Origin of the sequence: Micromonospora chaiyaphumensis (assembly GCF_900091435.1) — a bacterium.
In the GTDB taxonomy this organism is placed as follows: domain Bacteria; phylum Actinomycetota; class Actinomycetes; order Mycobacteriales; family Micromonosporaceae; genus Micromonospora; species Micromonospora chaiyaphumensis.
This window is the reverse complement of record NZ_FMCS01000001.1, coordinates 517,815-534,407: the sequence shown is the minus strand read 5'-3', so window position 1 is coordinate 534,407 and position 16,593 is coordinate 517,815. Positions and strand designations below refer to the sequence as shown.

The 16,593-nt window shown below is 75.2% G+C and carries 15 protein-coding genes; 4 read left to right on the top strand and 11 right to left on the bottom strand.

The annotated features are described in order from the left end of the window. Positions 1-32 precede the first annotated feature (32 nt). The gene (locus GA0070214_RS02580; RefSeq protein ID WP_091258560.1) at positions 33-2,678 is read left to right on the top strand and encodes a glycoside hydrolase family 3 N-terminal domain-containing protein; all 2,646 of its coding nucleotides are present in this window, start codon (positions 33-35) and stop codon (positions 2,676-2,678) included. Between the two features lie 158 nt (positions 2,679-2,836). Here the strand turns inward: GA0070214_RS02580 and GA0070214_RS02575 are convergent, their stop codons facing one another. The 3 genes from GA0070214_RS02575 to smpB form a co-directional block, all read right to left on the bottom strand. Beyond that, the gene (locus GA0070214_RS02575) at positions 2,837-4,093 is read right to left on the bottom strand and encodes an MFS transporter (protein WP_244167515.1); all 1,257 of its coding nucleotides are present in this window, start codon (positions 4,091-4,093) and stop codon (positions 2,837-2,839) included. A 17-nt stretch (positions 4,094-4,110) separates the two neighbouring features. Continuing rightward, positions 4,111-4,686, bottom strand: a complete 576-nt coding sequence (locus GA0070214_RS02570; RefSeq protein WP_091258557.1) for a winged helix-turn-helix domain-containing protein — start codon at positions 4,684-4,686, stop codon at positions 4,111-4,113. 87 nt (positions 4,687-4,773) lie between these two features. Continuing rightward, complete coding sequence (gene smpB, locus GA0070214_RS02565; protein WP_091258555.1) at positions 4,774-5,256, bottom strand: SsrA-binding protein SmpB; 483 nt, start codon at positions 5,254-5,256, stop codon at positions 4,774-4,776. Positions 5,257-5,368: 112 nt separating this feature from the next. On the opposite strand from smpB, the gene GA0070214_RS31695 reads away from it, so the two are divergent. Continuing rightward, a complete protein-coding gene (locus GA0070214_RS31695) occupies positions 5,369-6,172 on the top strand; it encodes a hypothetical protein (RefSeq protein ID WP_167364177.1) in 804 nt (267 codons plus the stop codon). On the opposite strand, the gene GA0070214_RS02560 is transcribed toward GA0070214_RS31695, so the two are convergent. Continuing rightward, complete coding sequence (locus tag GA0070214_RS02560) at positions 6,147-8,306, bottom strand: FUSC family protein (protein ID WP_167364176.1); 2,160 nt, start codon at positions 8,304-8,306, stop codon at positions 6,147-6,149. The two genes, GA0070214_RS31695 and GA0070214_RS02560, sit on opposite strands and share 26 nt — an antisense overlap. Positions 8,307-8,362: 56 nt before the next feature. Between GA0070214_RS02560 and GA0070214_RS02555 the strand changes: the two genes are divergently transcribed. Further along, on the top strand, positions 8,363-9,358 hold the full coding sequence (locus GA0070214_RS02555; RefSeq protein WP_341845050.1) for an NAD(P)-dependent oxidoreductase: 996 nt from the start codon (positions 8,363-8,365) through the stop codon (positions 9,356-9,358). 5 nt (positions 9,359-9,363) lie between these two features. Here GA0070214_RS02555 and GA0070214_RS02550 read toward each other — a convergent pair whose 3' ends face one another. Genes GA0070214_RS02550 through GA0070214_RS02535 form a run of 4 tightly spaced genes read right to left on the bottom strand, consistent with a single transcriptional unit; the run spans position 9,364 to position 12,853 of the window. Next, positions 9,364-10,605, bottom strand: coding sequence for a vanadium-dependent haloperoxidase (locus tag GA0070214_RS02550; RefSeq protein ID WP_091258551.1), 1,242 nt, complete (start codon positions 10,603-10,605; stop codon positions 9,364-9,366). A gap of 54 nt (positions 10,606-10,659) precedes the next feature. Next, the gene (locus tag GA0070214_RS02545; RefSeq protein ID WP_091258549.1) at positions 10,660-11,301 is read right to left on the bottom strand and encodes a lysoplasmalogenase; all 642 of its coding nucleotides are present in this window, start codon (positions 11,299-11,301) and stop codon (positions 10,660-10,662) included. Next, positions 11,298-12,125, bottom strand: a complete 828-nt coding sequence (locus GA0070214_RS02540; protein WP_091258546.1) for a sterol desaturase family protein — start codon at positions 12,123-12,125, stop codon at positions 11,298-11,300. Before GA0070214_RS02540 ends, GA0070214_RS02545 begins: the two co-directional genes overlap by 4 nt. Next, positions 12,122-12,853 (bottom strand): FadR/GntR family transcriptional regulator, encoded by a 732-nt coding sequence (locus tag GA0070214_RS02535; RefSeq protein ID WP_091258544.1) that lies wholly within the window; start codon positions 12,851-12,853, stop codon positions 12,122-12,124. Before GA0070214_RS02535 ends, GA0070214_RS02540 begins: the two co-directional genes overlap by 4 nt. Positions 12,854-12,988: 135 nt before the next feature. On the opposite strand from GA0070214_RS02535, the gene htpG reads away from it, so the two are divergent. Further along, the gene (htpG, locus tag GA0070214_RS02530) at positions 12,989-14,881 is read left to right on the top strand and encodes a molecular chaperone HtpG (RefSeq protein ID WP_091258542.1); all 1,893 of its coding nucleotides are present in this window, start codon (positions 12,989-12,991) and stop codon (positions 14,879-14,881) included. 98 nt (positions 14,882-14,979) lie between these two features. Here htpG and GA0070214_RS02525 read toward each other — a convergent pair whose 3' ends face one another. The 3 genes from GA0070214_RS02525 to GA0070214_RS02515 are packed head-to-tail and all read right to left on the bottom strand — an operon-like array spanning position 14,980 to position 16,573. Further along, on the bottom strand, positions 14,980-15,339 hold the full coding sequence (locus GA0070214_RS02525) for a hypothetical protein (protein WP_091258540.1): 360 nt from the start codon (positions 15,337-15,339) through the stop codon (positions 14,980-14,982). A gap of 30 nt (positions 15,340-15,369) precedes the next feature. Then, positions 15,370-16,068 carry an SDR family oxidoreductase gene (locus tag GA0070214_RS02520; RefSeq protein ID WP_091258538.1) on the bottom strand — a complete coding sequence of 233 codons (699 nt, stop codon included), beginning with the start codon at positions 16,066-16,068 and terminating at the stop codon, positions 15,370-15,372. 34 nt (positions 16,069-16,102) lie between these two features. Beyond that, complete coding sequence (locus GA0070214_RS02515) at positions 16,103-16,573, bottom strand: winged helix-turn-helix transcriptional regulator (RefSeq protein WP_091258536.1); 471 nt, start codon at positions 16,571-16,573, stop codon at positions 16,103-16,105. Positions 16,574-16,593 lie beyond the last annotated feature (20 nt).

Genomic DNA, 16,593 nt, shown 5'->3' with positions numbered 1-16,593 from the left:
ACCGGGCGACCGGTCCCGTGGGGAGGCGCGACATGAGACTGCCCAGACACGCCACGCTCGGCGCGGTCGGCGCCCTGGTGGTGGCCCTGCTGCCGGCCCCGGCCGCGGCGGCCGCCGACGCCGGCACGGTCACCGTCGCGGCCGGCCGGTCGCTGTACGCGGCGGCCGAGGGAAGCCGGGTGCCCGTGGACCTCTCGGTGTCCACCTCGGACGGACGGCCCCTCGCCGGGCCGGTCACCGTGCGGTGGGCCACCGGCTCCGGCACGGCCACCCCCGGCACCGACTACACCGCCGCCTCCGGCACGCTCACCTTCCCGGCGGGCAGCCCGTCCGGCGCCACCCGGTCCGTCACGGTCGCCCTGCGGGCGGACGGCGCGGCGGAGACCGCCGAGACCGTGCCGCTGACCCTCGCCGCCGACGGCGCCACCGTCGCGACCCGGCCCACCGTGGTGGTCGCCGCGCACGGGCTGCCGTACCTCGACCGGCGGCTGCCGGTGCGGCGGCGCGTCGCCGACCTGCTGGGCCGGATGACGCTCGCCGAGAAGATCGGCCAGATGACGCAGGCCGAGCGGGCGGCCGTCGCCGACGACCCCACGGCCGTCGCCCGCTGGCAGCTCGGCTCGGTGCTGTCCGGCGGCGGCTCGACCCCGGCCAGCAACACCCCGGCCGCCTGGGTCGAGATGGTCAACGGGCTCCAGGCGCAGGCGCTGAGCACGCGCCTCCAGATCCCGCTGATCTACGGCATCGACGCGGTGCACGGCCACGGCAACGTCGTCGGCGCCACGGTCTTCCCGCACAACGTCGGGCTCGGCGCCACCCGCGACCCGAAGCTGGTCGAGCGGGTCGGCCACGCCACCGCCGCCGAGGTGCGCGCCACCGGCATCCCGTGGAACTTCGCACCCTGCCTCTGCGTCTCCCGCGACGAGCGGTGGGGCCGCAGCTACGAGAGCTTCGGCGAGGACCCGGCGCTCGTCGTGTCGATGGAGACGGTCATCGACGGCCTCCAGGGCCGGCCCGGCCGGCTCGACGACACCGACCGGGTGCTCGCCACCGCCAAGCACTACGCGGGCGACGGCGACACCGACTACGACGAGGCCGTGGCCGCCGCGAACGAGGGCAAGCCCTGGTGGGAGCAGAAGTACCCGATCGACCAGGGGGTCACGGTCACCGACCGAGCGCACTTCGCCCGCGTCGACCTGGCTCCCTACCTGCCGGCCGTGCGGGCCCACAAGGTGGGCAGCGTGATGCCCTCCTTCTCCAGCGTGGACTGGACCGAGGACGGGCTCGGCAACCCGACCAAGATGCACGCCCACCGCGAGCTGATCACCGACGTGCTCAAGGGCCGGCTGGGCTTCGACGGGTTCCTGATCTCCGACTGGGAAGGCATCCACCAGATCCCCGACCCCGCCGAGCCGGCCAACGCGGGGCTGACCGCGTACAAGGTCCGGGTCGGGGTCAACGCCGGCACCGACATGTTCATGGAGCCGTACAACGCCGAGCAGTTCGAGCAGCTGCTCCTCGCCGAGGTCACCGCCGGCCGCGTCCCCACCGCCCGGATCGACGACGCCGTCCGGCGGATCCTCACGAAGAAGTTCGAGCTGGGCCTCTTCGAGCACCCGTACGCCTCGGCCGACGACGTCGACCAGGTCGGCAGCGCGGCGCACCGGGCCGTGGGCCGGGAGGCGGTGGCGAAGTCGCAGGTGCTGCTCAAGAACAGCGGGCACGCCCTGCCGCTGCGCCGGGACGCCGCGCTCTACGTGGCCGGGCGCAACGCCGACGACCTCGGCAACCAGGCCGGCGGCTGGACGGTCACCTGGCAGGGCGTCTCCGGGGCGGACGCCGTCCCGGGCACGTCCGTCCTGGACGGCATCCGGCAGGTCGCCCCCGGCGCCCGGATCACCTACAGCGCCGACGCCTCGGCCCCCACCGACGGCGCCCAGGTCGGTGTCGTGGTGGTCGGCGAGACCCCGTACGCCGAGGGCTACGGCGACGTCGGCGGCCCGGAGTGCGGCTGGTGCAGCGTGCCGCAGCAGGAGGAGAAGTCGCTGCGGCTCCAGCCCGCCGACCGGGCGGTGGTCGACAAGGTCTGCTCAGCGCTGCCGACCTGCGTGGTGCTGGTGGTCTCCGGCCGCCCGCAGGTGCTGACCGACCAGCTCGGCGAGATCGACGCCCTGGTGGCGTCCTGGCTGCCGGGCAGCGAGGGCGCCGGGGTGGCCGACGTCCTCTTCGGTCGCCGTCCGTTCACCGGCCGGCTGCCGGTGAGCTGGCCGCGCGACGAGGCGCAGGTGCCGGTCAACGTCGGCGACGCCGACTACCGGCCGCTGTTCCCGTTCGGCTGGGGCCTGCGCACGGGTTCGGGTCGCGACGGGCTCGCCGCGGTGGCCGCCGACCGGCCGCAGGTGCGGGCGGCGCTCGCACCGGCCGGCTGGAACGCCGACGGTTCGCTGCGCGACGCGCCCCGGGTGCTGGACCGGCTCGGCCGGCAGCTCGGCGCCGACCACCGGGACACCGCGCTGGTGGAGGCGATCCTCGGGGTGGCCCGGGACGCCGCCCAGGCGGCCGTGGTGCGGGGGAGCGCGCCGGACAACTGGGCGGCGCTGATCGCGGACGCCGACCACGCCCAGCTCACCGGCGACCCGGTCCGCGCGTTCACGCTGCTGGCCCGCGTCGCGGCCTGAGCCGCCACGCCGGTCTCCCCGCCTGAGCGGTCAGCGGGGAGACCGGCGTTGCCCCCGGGCGGGTGGGGCCGCCACGCGTGGTCCCGGCTGCCAGCCGGGCGGCGGTGCCGCGGCGGGGTGACGGTGCGACCGGGGCGCCGGTTGGCGACGCGGCCGGGTCACTCCGCCGTGACGGCGGCGGGCGCGGGGCAGCGGTCCGGTTGCGGCCGCTCCGCGGGCGCCGGCCGGCGCAGGTCTCGCCACGGGCCGCCGAGCAGCGGGGTGAGCACCACCAGCAGATAGCAGGTGCCGACGGTGACCAGGGTCGCCGTGGTGCCGAACCGGTCGGCGGCCAGCCCGGCGCCGAAGGCGCCCACCGGCATGGCCGCCCAGGCGCCCGCCCCGATCACCCCGTAGACCCGGGCCCGCATGGCCGCCGGGACGCGTTCCAGCTTGACCGCGCCGATCAGCGGATTGATCGCGCCGGCGGCGAGGCCGGACACCACGCAGACCGCGGCGATCACCGGCAGCGGCGGGGCGGCCGCGAGAGCCCAGAACGGCGGTGCCCCGGCGACGGCGAAGGTGGTGACGAAGGTGGCGCGGCGGGGCAGCCGGTGCCCGACAGCGCTGAACAGCAGCGAGCCGACCAGCGCGCCGCCGCCCATGGCGCCGACCAGGACGCCGAAGGCCGTTGCCCCGCCGAGGTCCCGCGCGGCGACCACCGGCATCAGCACGTTGCTCTTGGTGGCGTCGAAGAGGTTGGTGACCAGCACCAGCAGCACCACGGCGCGCAGCAGCGGCTCGCGGGCCAGGAAGCGCAGCCCGGCGGCGAGGTCGCGCCAGTAGCCGGCCGAGGGTTCGCCGGCGTCGGCGGACGGCCGCAGGCTCGCCGGCACCAGCACCGCCACCGCCAGGGCCGAGACGGCGAAGGTGGCCGCGTCGACGGCCAGCACCGGCAGCGCGCCGAGCGCGCTGACCAGCAGGCCGGCCACCGGCGCGCCGATCAGGCGTGCGCCGCGCTCGGTGGCCTCGAACCAGCCGATGGCCCGCTCGATCGGCACCCCGGCCGCGGTCGCCGCCTCGGGCAGCAGCGCCGTCCGCGCGGTCTGGCCCGGGGTGTCGAGCAGGCCGCTCACGAAGACCAGCCCGAGCAGGAGGGGGAACGGCAGGCCCACGGTGGCGTGCAGCAGCGGCACGGCGGCGACCGTCACGCCGGAGACCAGGTCGGCCAGCACGCTCGCCCGGCGGTAGCCGATCCGGTCGACGAGGACGCCGCCGAACGCCCCACCGAGCACGACGGGTGCGGTGGCGAACGCGCCGGCCAGGCCGGTGGCGGCGGGGGAGCCCGTCTCGGCCAGCACGTAGAGCGGCAACGCGATCAGGGTGAGCATGTTGCCGGTGAGCGAGACCGTGTGCGCGGTCAGCAGCCCCGCCAAGGGACCCCACCGGCGGCTCACTGCGGCCCCCGGTAGGCCTGCCAGATCAGCGTCACGGTGCGCGCGTCCGGCCGGTCGGGGTTGCTGCGCTCCTGCCAGCGGGCGCCCAGCTCGGACAGCTCGCGGCGCAGCTCCACCAACTCGTCGGGGGTCAGGTGCAGGAAGCTGTCGCTGCTCGTGGTGCCGCGGACCCACGCCGGGTCCAGGGACGCCTCGGCGTCGAGGTAGGCCTCGAACCGCGCCACGTAGCGCTGGAGGAAGGCCCGGCGCAGCAGGTCGGAGGCGAGCCGCCGCTCCGGGTCGTCGAGCAGCTCCACCGGCTCCCAGTTGGTGCGCGCGTGCGCGGCCCGCCACCACCGCTCCCGGCGGTTGCGCGCCAGCTCGGGCGCCTCGCGCACGAAGCCGTGCTCGGCCAGCTTGCCCAGGTGGTAGCTGACCGAGCCGACCGCCTCGCCGGTGACGTCGCTCAGCATGCCCACGGTCTGCGGGCCGCGGATGCGCAGCTCGCCGAGGAGCCGGATCCGGGTCTGGTGGGCCAGCGCCCGCATGGCCCTGGGGTCGGTGAGGTGCAGGCTGCTCGGCTCGTCCGCCATGCCCTCAGGCTAGACCTACAACGAACGATGTACAAGAAGTCTTGTTATTCGGCGCGACCGGCAGCCGACGGAGGGATGAGGGGTGGGTCAGGCCGGGCGGCGGCCCTTGAGGCGGCGGCCCAGCTCGCGGGCGATCTCCCGGTTGGCGTCGCGCTCGGCGAGGGCCTGCCGCTTGTCGTACGACTTGCGGCCCCGGGCCAGGCCCAGCTCGACCTTGGCCCAGCCGTTGGAGAAGTACATCGACAGCGGCACCAGCGTCACCCCGCCGTCGCGCAGCTTCTCCAGGATCCGGGCGATCTCGACCCGGTTCAGCAGCAGCTTGCGGGTGCGCCGGGGCTGGTGGTTGGTCCAGGTGCCGAAGCCGTACTCGGCGATGTGCAGCCCGTACAGCATGATCTCGCCGTCGCGCTCCTGGGCGAACGCGTCGACCAGCGACACCCGCCCCTCCCGCAGCGACTTCACCTCGGTGCCGGCCAGCACGATCCCGGCCTCGTACGTCTTCAGGATCGTGTAGTCGTGCCGCGCCTTCTTGTTGGAGGCGACGAGCTTCCGGCCGGTCTCCCTGCCCACGCCCCTCACCTCCGCACCGGTCGACGCCGAGCAGGATACCCCGCGGCCACGGTGCGAAATTCCGGCTCGCCGCGGGTGTCGGGCCGGCCCGGCGCCCCCTAGCGTCGGGCGCATGGACCGACTCGGCGAGATCGCCTTCCGCCTGCCCCGGACACCCGCCGCCCAGACCTTCCTCGACCAGTTCCGCACGCTGCTCGCCGACGTGCCGTACGCCGACCCGGTCCGCCCGGCGGGCGCCGTCGACGGGCCGGTGGCACGCCTGGTCCTCACCCCGCCGCGGCCGGAGGGGGCCCGACCGGTGACCACCGTCGAGCTGGCCGACGTGCCCGCGCCGGTGGTCACGTTCGCCCCCGGACCGTCCCTCGCCGTGCAGGGCGCCGAGCCGCTCACCGGGCCCGTGCCCACGGTCGACGTGGCCGAGCTGGCCCGCCGCCTCGCCGGGCACGTACGGCGGGTCGACCACACCGGCGTGAACCTGCCCGCCGGCACGACCTCGGCCGAGGCGTGGCGCGGCCTCGTCCGGGCGCTCGCCGCGACCTCGGCCCTGTACCGCTACCCGACCGGCGAGGAGTGGCCGTTCGTCCTCCCGTGCACCCCGGCGGAGCTGCGCGACGACATCCGGACCTTCGTGGTCGGCCGGGAACCGCGGTTCGAGCTGGTCCACGACCCGTGGCGCAGCCGCACCGAGTGGCAGTTCGCGCTCTGGACCGACCTGACGCGGACCGAACTGGAGGAGCTGTTCCCCGAGGGGATCACCTTCCCGGGGCTCGAGGACATCTTCCGCGTGGTCCCCGTCCACCACCCGTGGTGGCCGGAGCTGGGGATCCGGTTCGACCTGTGCTACCGGGTGACGGATGGCCCGTCGGACTGGGAGACCGGCGAGTGGCTGGTCACCGAGGGCGGCCGGATCCGGTGACGCGTCTCAGGTGACGGTCCAGGTCGGCGAGCCAGCCGTCGACCTCCACGAGGGACAGCACCTCCGGCCGGTCCTCGCCGTCGCGCACCATGGCCTGCACCTGCCGGGCGATGTCACCGTCCGGTTCCGCCGGCGGGGGCGCCCGGTCGGCCCCGCCCCGCGTCACCTGGCGGGCGACGTCGGCGTAGCCGTCCGACAGCCGGGCGGCCCGCGCCACCAGCGCGGCCGCCGGGCCGGGCCAGGGGGCCAGCGCCCCGGGCCGGCGGTCGGCGAGCAGCGCCTGCCCGCCGTAGCCGGCGCGGTGGGCCGCCGCCAGGACCCGGTCCCACTCGACGTGCGACAGCCGCGGGTCGTCGCGCTCCGTGTGGTACTGGACGAAGGAGGACGTGGCGAGGGCCTCCGCGCGGCGGGCCGCCGCGACCGCGGGGCGGGCGTCGGCCCGGCCCGCGAGCGCCTCGACGATCCGCTCGGCGGCCCGCCCGCTCGCCGCCAGGTAGGCGGCGGCGTTGCGGCGCAACTCGCTCCCGCTGCCCCGCGGCCAGAGCAGCAGGCCGGCGAGGGCGCCCACCACGGCCCCGACGGCCACGTCGACCACCCGGGCGCCGGCCAGTTGCCAGGACGCCGGGTTGAGCTGGGCGAACACCACGATGAGCAGCAGGGTGAGCAGCGCCTGGGCCCAGCCCAGGCCCAGCAGCGGCCCGACGCCGAAGGCGAGCACCAGGGCCAGCGGCAGCAGGGCGGCGTACGCCTGCCGCTCCGGCGAGACGAGCAGCAGCAGGCCGCCGGCGGCGCCCCCGGCCAGGGTGCCGACCAACGCCGGCCGCAGCGTGGTCCGGGTGTCCGACGCGGAGGCCCGCATCAGGCTGAGCGTCGCCAGGAGCACCCAGAACCCGTGCTGCAGGTCGACCACCCCGGCGATCACCCGAGCGGCGGCCAGGGCCACGGCGAGGCGGACCGCTCCCTCCAGATACACCGACCGCGGGGTCAGGTGCGCCCGGAACTGCTGCCGGTACAGCGACCACGCGCTGCGCCCGGCGTACCAGAACCGGTCCGCGCCGGCCTCGGGTGGTCGCGCGGCGCGGCGACCGCGCGGACCGGTGGCGATGCCGACGGCCGTCGCGTGCGTCCCGACCTCCTCGGCGAGCGCCCGTACCGCCGCCTTCACCCGCAGCCGGGCGGGATCCGCGGCCCGCCACGACCGCGGCAGCGGGCTGACCAGCTCCGGCCCGTCCCCGGCCGGTGTGCCCGGCCGCCGCACCGCGATGTCGGCGGAGTGCCGGAGCGAGGCCGCGCACCGCCGGAGCGCCCCCGCCAGGTCGGCGTCGCCGCTGCCCGGGGCGTCGGGGCGGGAGGGGAGCGACTCGGCGACCGCGAGCACCTCCTGCGCGGCCCCCGCCGCGTCCCGCCAGGCCCGGTCGCGGCGACCGGCCGAGATGGGGCGTGCCGTCACCGGCAGCCGCGCCATCCGCACCTGGTCGAGCAGCTGTGCCGCCCGCTCGTGCCGGCGGGCCGTCTCCTCCGCCGCCCCCGGCCTCGCGACCTGCACGTCCGCCAGCGCGTCGACGAGGTCCGCGAGGCCGCCCGCCGCCGCGGCGAGGCGCCGCGGGAAGGAGACCGGCGCCGGGTCCGGCCAGAGCGTCACCTCGGCGAGCGCGACAAGGGCCACCCCCAGGGTCACGCCCGCCAGCCGGGCCGGAAGGGTGCCGGGCTGGTACGGCGGGAAGCAGGCCAGGATGTAGAACAGCTGGAGCGCGTTGGCCAGCCCGACCAGGCGGGGCCCGCCGACGCCCGCGAACGCCACCGCGAACCCGATGACGAGCATCCCGGCGGACGCGGCCGCCGTGCTGACCGCCAGCACCGTGCCGGCCGCCACGAGCGCCCAGGCCACCGGTACGGCCGCCAGCAGGGTGCGCGCCCGCACCGCGGCCGGACCGGGCAACTGGGCGAAACTGCCCGTGGCGACCGTGCCGAACAGCCCGTAGGTGGCGAGGGTGACGTTGCCCAGGCCGTAGCGGCAGCCGTAGAAGACAAGCGAGGCGACGACGGTCAGCCGGGCCGCCCGGCGGACGAGGCGATAGCCCGGATCCCGTTGACGCAGCCGGTCCCGCAGCTCCCCGACGGGCCGTCGACGCATGCCCACACCGCTCCCCAACAGGTCATCCCGGGGGCGACGGGCCGTCTGCTCCGGCCGTGCCGGCTGCTCACCGGGACTCTATCCGGTCGTCGGCCGTGCCGGTCGGAAGTGTCCGCGATCGGGTGCCGCCCGGCTCCCGTACGCCTAGGCTGCCCGGTAGGCGAGGCGGGGAGCGGCGGATGACGCGGGTGGCGGTGCTCGGGCTCGGCGGCATGGGCGCGCCGATGGCGGCGAACCTCGTCCGGGCCGGCCTGACGACGGTGGTGTGGAACCGGCACCCGGAGCCGGCCCGCGCGCTCGGCGACCGGGGCGCCGAGGTCGCCGCCGACGCGGCCGAGGCGGTACGCGGGGCCGACGTGGCGGTGACCATGGTGACCGACGCGGCCGCGGTCCGCGCGATAGCCGTCGACCAGGGCATGCTGGCCGCGTTGCCCGAGGGGGCGGTCTGGGCGCAGATGAGCACCATCGGGGTGACCGAGACCGCGCGCCTCGCCGAGCTGGTCGGCGCCGAGCGCCCCGGGGTGACCCTGGTGGACGCGCCGGTGGCCGGCAGCCGCGGCCCGGCCGAACAGGGCCGCCTCGTCGTCCTCGCCTCCGGACCGGAGCAGGTGCGGGACCGGGTGGCGCCGGTCTTCGACGCGGTCGGGCAGCGGACCGTCTGGGTGGGCCCGGTCGGCGCCGGGTCCCGGCTGAAGCTCGTCAACAACCTGCTGCTCGCGTTCGTCAACGAGGGGCTCGCCGCGGCGGTCGCCTTCGGCGACGCGCTCGGCCTCGACCGCGGCACCGTGCGCGAGGCGCTGCGGGGCAGCCCGCTGGTGTCGCCCTGGGCGGCCGAGAAGCTGGAGCGGATCGCCGGGGACGACTACACGGCGCAGTACTCGCTGGCCCTCGCACTGAAGGACGTGGACCTCGCGTTGCGCGAGGTGCCGACGGGCCGGTTCCCCGCCGCCGAGGCCCTGGCCGGCGAGTGGCGTCACGCGGTCGAGCAGGGCCTCGGCGGCGAGGACCTCACGGTCGTGACGCGAGCCCTCGCCCGGGACATGACCGACTAGGCGGGCTACAGGGGTCTGCCGTCCCAGCGGGCGAGCCCGGACGCCGCCACGCGGCGGCCGACCGCCGCGCCCACCTCGTCGGTGTGCCGGAAGTGGATGCCCGACCACACCCGGGCGTCGATGTTGTCCCGGGTCAGTTCGCGCCAGTCCGCATAGGTCAGGGTGACGTCGGTCGCGGTGGGGCTGGTGAGCGCCACCGGCCGGGCCGGCCGGCCGGCGAGCGCCCGCAGGACGACCTCGGCGGCCCCGGCGTAGGTGGTGTGCCCACTGGGATATTCCGGATGGGCGGGGGTGGTGATGAGCGGGGTCCACGCCGGGTCCGGCGCGATGACCCCGGTCCGGATCGCGGTGACCGGGCGCCAGCGCAGGTCGCGGTACTTGGCGGCGTACGTGACGATCTGGGCGTCGATGGTGGCCGCGTGGAAGAGAGCGACGAGCGCGACCCGGCGAACCCGTGCGCCGGAGGTGACGGCGGCGCGCAGCGCTCCGGTGTAGCCGTTCAGGGAGGTCTGCGCCCAGAACCGGGCCACGTCGGTCTGCCGGTCCGTGCGGCGGCTGCTCTCCACCGCACCGACCGCCCGGCTCTCGGCCAGGTCTCGGGCGTAGCGCGCGCTGTCCAGCGCCGGCGGCGGCCCGGGCAGGTACGCCCGCACGGCGTCGATCAGGAAGGGCCGACCGTCGCCCTGACCGGCCTGCACGGCGGCGGCGAAGCCGGGCGGCGTCGGCTGCCAGACGCCGGGCGCCGACGCCGGCGGGGTGAACGGCCGGTTGACCGAGGCGAGGTCGAGCCCGTCGCCGGCCCGTTCGGCGAGCACGTCGCGGGCGGCGTCCCGGCCGCTCGCCACGGCGGCCCGGACGGCCGCGGCCGGACCCAACCGGTCGAGCGTGGCCGCGAGGGCGGCGTCCAGGTCGGCCGTGCGCGCCGGCACCAGCGTGGTGAGTGCCTCGTGGACCGCCCCGGCGAGCGCGGCGTCCGCAGGGGCGGCGCCGCCCGCCCGGGCCACCGCCCGCCATGCCGCGATCCAGCCGATCGCCCAGGTGCGGCTGCTGTTGACCTGGAGCGGCCCGGTGATCACGCCGATCGTCGCCGCGGTGACGTCGTACCACTCGAGCACGGTGTCCACCTGGGACCCGCGGGCGGCGGCGACGCCGGTCAGGCCGGGCCCGGCCAGGGCGGCCGCGCCGGCCCCGGCGCCGATCAGCAGGGTCCGGCGGGTGGGCCGGGGGTACGGACGCGCGGACGGCATGCGGGCTCCCGAGGTGCGGCGGGGAAGGGGCCGCGCCAGCGTAACCCAGTAAACCTATCGGATCAATAGGGTATCCGGGGTCCGGGCGGGCCGGACCGCGGTGGCGGCGGCCCAACCGGTGGTGATCAGCAGGAGGGCCGCCGCGTAGGTGGTCATGACCAGGAGGTCCCGCCCGGCGAAGTCGCTGCCCGCCGCGCCCACGCCGATCAGCAGGTCGGAGACGAGGAAGAGGGCCCCGCCGGCCGCGGTGCGCCGGGACACCCCGGTCGCGGCGGCGGCCATGAGGGACAGTGCCAGGCTGTAGCCGAGCACCGGCAGCCGCAGCGGGCCCAGCGCGCTCCACAGCAGCGCGTTCGCGCCGGCCCAGGCCGCCAGGTAGCCGGCCACCGCCGCCACGGGCGGGCGGCGGTGGCGCAGGAAGGCGGCGAGGAAGGCGACCTGGGTGACCAGGAAGCACCCCATGCCGGCCAGGAACGCGACATCTCCCGGCACGAGCAGGGCCACGTCCCCGGCGGTCGCGGCGACCAGGCCCACCGCCACCGGGTCGATCCGGCGGCGCCGGTCCCACAGGTACGCCAGCAGCAGCGGCGCCAGCAGCGGCTTGGCCAGCCACTGCGTCGCCGTCGAGTCGAGCGCCACCCCCACCAGCTCGACGAGGGCGGCGACCCCGAACAGGGCCAGCCAGGGGCGCCTCACCGGGCCGGCTGCCAGCCGGGCCGGCCGAAGACGTAGCCGAGCCGGGACCGCCACGAGGTGGCGTGCCGGACGTCGGACCAGATCGCGGCGAACTCGTGGGTGGCCACCCGCAGCGGGTTGTAGGTCTGGATGTTCTTGGTCAGCCCGTACCGGGCCGGGGCGCGCTCGGGCTCGAAGGAACGGAAGAGCCGGTCCCAGACGATGAGGATGCCGCCGTAGTTGCGGTCCAGGTATTCGGCGTTCGAGCCGTGGTGCACCCGGTGGTGCGACGGCGTGTTGAAGATGAACTCGATGGGCCTCGGCAGCACGCCCACCCGCTCGGTGTGCAGGAAGAACTGGTAGAGCAGGCTGATCGACTGCTGCAGGAAGATCATCCATGGCGGGATGCCGAGCAGCGCCAGGGGCAGCCAGAACGGCAACGACGTCATGGGCGTCCAGCTCTGCCGCAGCGCGGTGGAGAGGTTGTAGTAGACGCTGGAGTGGTGCACCACGTGGCTGGCCCACAGCACGCGGACCTCGTGGTGCAGCCGGTGGAACCAGTAGTAGGCGAGGTCGTCGGCGAAGAACACGATCACCCAGGTCCACCAGTCGCCGGGGGAGAGGTGCACCGGCGCGACCATCCACAGTGCGGCGTAGATGCCGACCGTGAGCAGCTTCCAGGGGAAGCCGATGATCTGGCTGCCGAGGCCCATCGAGAGGCTGGTGGTGGTGTCCCGCAGCTCGTAGCCGCGCTCGTCGTCGTCGGGGAGGAAGCGGTAGGAGACCGCCTCGATGATGATCAGGAGGAGGAACGCCGGGACGGCGTAGAGCACGGCGGGGATCATGCTCGGCTCTCCCTTCCGATGGTGGGGGTGGGGGTGGGGGTGGTGACCGGGGCGGTCAGCAGGGCCCGGGCGTGCCGGGCGGCTGCCGCGCCCTGGCCGGCCGCGACGGCGGCGGCGAGCCGGCGGTGGCCCGCGACGTCGAGCAGCTCGGCGGCCCGGGCGTCCGGGGGGACGTCCCCCACGGCGAAGGTGCCGGCCACCAGGCTGTTGAACGCCAGCAGGTAGGCGGTGTTGCCGCTGCCCCGCACGATCAGCCACCAGATCGCGATGTTGGCCTCGTTCATCGCGTCCAGGTCGGGGGCGAGCGAGCCGTACTCCTCGGCGGCGCGGACCAGCGCGGCGGTGACCTCCGGGTCGCCGCGCTCGGCGCAGAGCCGGGCCGCGTCGATCCCGACGCAGGCCCGCATCTCCAGCATGTCGCGGACCAGGGTCTCGACCGGGAGTACGTCGGCCGAGCGGGCCAGCGACAGCGCCAGGTCCAACCCGGCGTGCACCCGCCAGTCGAGCACCCGGGTGGCGCCGCCCTGGCTGACCCGGACCAGTCCCAGTTGCTGAAGCCGGCGCAGCGCCTCGCGGACGGCGTGCCGGTTCACCGCGAACGTCGAGGCCAGCTCCCGCTCGCCGGGCAGTGTGTCCTCCGGCTGGTAGCGGCCGCTGACGATCGCGTCGCGGAGCTGGCCGAAGACGTGGTCGGAGACCGAGGCGCGGGGGACGGGGGCGAAGGCCATGGGCAGCAGTGTGGCCCCGCACACATCAACCCGTCAACTGGTTGGACCAGATGGAATCCCGCCACCCTGCGGTGGCCGCCCGCGTACGCCTCGTATCCTTTCCGCCGGAAGCCCGCGAAGTGGAAGGGAGTCGGTGTGAGCGATCGGGTTGAGACGTTGGAGTTCCAGGCCGAGGCCCGTCAGCTGCTCCAGCTGATGGTGCACTCGATCTACTCGAACAAGGACGTCTTCCTGCGCGAACTGATCTCGAACGCCTCGGACGCGCTGGACAAGGTGCGCCTGGAGTCGCTGGTCGACAAGGACCTCCAGGTCGACACCACCGACCTGCACATCGAGATCGAGGTCGACAAGGAGGCCCGCACGCTGACGGTGCGGGACAACGGGATCGGCATGTCCCGCGACGAGGTGGTCGGCCTCATCGGCACGATCGCCAAGTCCGGCACCGCCGAGCTGCTGCGCAGCCTGCGCGAGTCGAAGGACGCCGCCGCCTCGCAGGAGCTCATCGGGCAGTTCGGTGTCGGCTTCTACGCCACGTTCATGGTCGCCGACCGGGTCACCCTGCTGACCCGCCGCGCCGGGCAGGCCGGCGGCACCCGGTGGGAGTCCACCGGCGAGGGCACCTACTCGGTCGAGACCGTCGACGACGCGCCGCAGGGGACCTCCGTCACCCTGCACCTCAAGCCCGCCGACGCCGAGGACAACCTGCACGACTACACGGCCGAGTGGACCATCCGCGAGATCGTGAAGCGCTACTCGGACTTCATCGCCTGGCCGATCCGGATGACCGTGGAGAAGCCGGGCGAGGACGGCGCCACCACCCGCGAGGAGCAGACGCTCAACTCGATGAAGGCGCTCTGGGCGCGCGCCCGGGACGAGGTCGACGAGGCGGAGTACAAGGAGTTCTACCGGCACGTCGCGCACGACTGGGCCGACCCGCTGGAGACCATCCACATGCGCGGCGAGGGCACCTTCGAGTACGAGGCGCTGCTCTTCCTGCCGTCGCACGCCCCGCTCGACCTCTTCTCGCCGCAGGGCCGCCGGGGCGTGCAGCTCTACGTCAAGCGCGTGTTCATCATGGACGACTGCGACGCGCTGATGCCCAACTACCTGCGCTTCGTCAAGGGCGTGGTGGACGCGCACGACCTGTCGCTGAACATCTCCCGGGAGATCCTCCAGCAGGACCGGCAGATCCGTGCCGTGCGCCGCCGCCTGGTCAAGAAGGTCCTGGCCACGCTCAAGGACCTCTCCGCCGAGTCGTACCGCACCTTCTGGAGCGAGTTCGGCGCGGTCGTCAAGGAGGGCCTGCTGGAGGACCCGGACAACACCGAGGCCCTGCTGGACCTGGTCCGGGCGGCCAGCACCCACGACCCCGCCGAGCTGACCACGCTGCGCGACTACGTGGAGCGCATGCGCGACGGCCAGACCGAGATCTACTACGCCACCGGAGAGAACCGGGCCACCATCGAGAACTCCCCGCACCTGGAGGCGTTCCGGGCCAAGGGCTACGAGGTGCTGATCCTCACCGACCCGGTCGACGAGGTGTGGGTCGAGCGGGTCGGCGCGTACGACGGGAAGACGCTGCGCTCGGTCGCCAAGGGCCAGGTGGACCTGGAGACCGACGAGGAGCGGGAGAAGGCCGCGGCCGAGCGGCAGGAGTACGCCGACCTGCTCACCTGGATGAGCGGCGCCCTCGCCGACAGCGTCAAGGAGGTCCGGCTCTCCACCCGGCTCACCACCTCTCCGGCCTGCGTGGTGGGCGACGCCCACGACATGACGCCCACGCTGGAGAAGATGTACCGGGCCATGGGCCAGGAGGTGCCCCGGGTCAAGCGGATCCTGGAGCTGAACCCGACCCACCCGCTCGTCACCGGGCTGCGCAAGGCCCACGAGCAGGGTGGCGACGGCACCGCGCTGACCGAGACCGCCGAGCTGCTGTACGGCATGGCGCTGCTCGCCGAGGGCGGGGACCTGGCCGACCCGGCCCGGTTCACCCGGATCCTCGCCGACCGGCTCGCCCGGAACCTCTAGCCGGTGCCCGCCGGCCGTGGCCCAGAGTGGCGACGGCCGGCGGCCCGGACGGGACCGGCCGCCGGTCCGTGGCTGTCCTGCCACGTCCCGGCGGCCGGTCAGCCGCGGATCAGCCGGTCCAGGTGTGCCACCTCATCCGGCGACGGCTCGCGCATCCCGCTGCGGAGCAGCCGCCACCGGGTCGTCGCGCCGTCCGGGCCGGTGAGTTCACCGTGGCCCAGCGCCCGGTCGATGTCCCGCCGCACCCGCGGTTCGAGGTGCGGCTCGGTGGCGAAGAGGATGCGCAGGCGCAGCTCGTCGCCGGCCCGCTCCACTGCCGTGTGATGGGCCGCCACCGGGCAGGACGGCTGGTGCTCCCAGTGCCCGCAGAGCGCCACGGTGACCGCCGCGCCGGGCGCGCCGTCGTCGGCGTCCGGCGCCATGGCCAGGACGGCGTCGTGGGCGTACCCCTCTCGCATCCGGTCATTGTGCCGCGGGGCGGCGCCGGATCAGGGCAGGGCCGGGTAGAGGGCGGCGACGCCGCCGGAGAGGCCGGCGAGGACCTGGCGGGAGGTCTCGTCCGCGACGATCTCGTACCGGTCGGCCTCAATCCCGTCGACGGCGATCCGGGCGATCTCGGCCGGGTCCGACTTGGGCGCCGTGACGTGCGCCGCCATGTCGGTGTCCATGTAGCCGACGTGCAGGCCGGCGACGCGGACGCCCCGGTCGGCCAGCTGCGCGCGGAGCGCGTTGGTCATCGACCACTCGGCCGCCTTGGCCGCGCCGTAGGCGCCCACCTGGGGGAACGTGATCCAGGACAGGGCGGAGAGGATGTTCAGCACGGTACCGCCGCCGTTGGCCGCGATCCTCGGCGCGAAGGCCCGCACCACGGACAGCGTGCCGAGGTAGTGGGTCTCCAGTTCCCGCCGGATCTCCGCCAGGTCGCCGTCGAGCAGGTCCGCGCCGGTGCTCACACCGGCGTTGTTGACCAGCAGGGTGACGTCGCCGGCCAGCTCCGCGGCGGCGGCCACCGAGGCCGGGTCGGTGATGTCGAGCCGCACCGGCACGGCGCCCGGCAGGTCGACGGTGTCCGGGTTGCGGGCGCCGGCGTAGACGGTGGCGCCCCGGGCCAGCAGTTCGGCGGCGAGGTGCCGGCCGAAGCCCCGGTTGGCCCCGGTCACGAGCGCGGTGCTTCCAGCGATCTTCATGGTGTGCTCCAGAGGGTGGGGAAGGGGTGGGTCGTCAGGACGGCAGCAGGCCCGGCCCGGGCAGCAGGTCCACCTGGCCGGCGGGCACGTCGTGGCCGGCCGCGCAGCGCAGCGCCACGTGCACCGCCGCGCCGCAGTCGTGGTGGGCCAGCCGGACCGACGGCTCCTCGACGGCGTACGTGTCGCCCCACTCGCGCAGGGCGGCGAGCACGGGCAGCAGGTCCCGGCCCTTGGCGGTCAGGACGTACTCGTCGCGGGTGCGCTGGCCCGGCTCCCGGTAGGGCCGCCGATCGAGCAGCCCGTCGGCGACGAGCTGCTTCAGCCGGGCGGCGGCCACCGGCTCGCTGACGCCGACGCGGCGGGCGAAGTCGTCGAAGCGGCGGGTGCCGAACGACGCCTCGCGCAGCAGGAGCAGCGTGGTGCGGTTGCCGACCACGTCGAGCGCACCGGCGATCGAGCAGTTGGCGGTGGACCAGGAGTCGCGCCGCGCGAGGAAGTCCGTCATGGGACCGACGCTACACCGGC

Coding starts and splice junctions, on each gene's coding strand:
- GA0070214_RS02580 (WP_091258560.1), top strand. CDS start 33: ATGAGACTGCCCAGACACGCCACGCTCGGCGCGGTCGGCGCCCTGGTG.
- GA0070214_RS02570 (WP_091258557.1), bottom strand. CDS start 4,686: ATGGCGGACGAGCCGAGCAGCCTGCACCTCACCGACCCCAGGGCCATG.
- GA0070214_RS31695 (WP_167364177.1), top strand. CDS start 5,369: ATGGACCGACTCGGCGAGATCGCCTTCCGCCTGCCCCGGACACCCGCC.
- GA0070214_RS02560 (WP_167364176.1), bottom strand. CDS start 8,306: ATGCGTCGACGGCCCGTCGGGGAGCTGCGGGACCGGCTGCGTCAACGG.
- GA0070214_RS02550 (WP_091258551.1), bottom strand. CDS start 10,605: ATGCCGTCCGCGCGTCCGTACCCCCGGCCCACCCGCCGGACCCTGCTG.
- GA0070214_RS02540 (WP_091258546.1), bottom strand. CDS start 12,125: ATGATCCCCGCCGTGCTCTACGCCGTCCCGGCGTTCCTCCTCCTGATC.
- GA0070214_RS02535 (WP_091258544.1), bottom strand. CDS start 12,853: ATGGCCTTCGCCCCCGTCCCCCGCGCCTCGGTCTCCGACCACGTCTTC.
- GA0070214_RS02525 (WP_091258540.1), bottom strand. CDS start 15,339: ATGCGAGAGGGGTACGCCCACGACGCCGTCCTGGCCATGGCGCCGGAC.
- GA0070214_RS02520 (WP_091258538.1), bottom strand. CDS start 16,068: ATGAAGATCGCTGGAAGCACCGCGCTCGTGACCGGGGCCAACCGGGGC.
- GA0070214_RS02515 (WP_091258536.1), bottom strand. CDS start 16,573: ATGACGGACTTCCTCGCGCGGCGCGACTCCTGGTCCACCGCCAACTGC.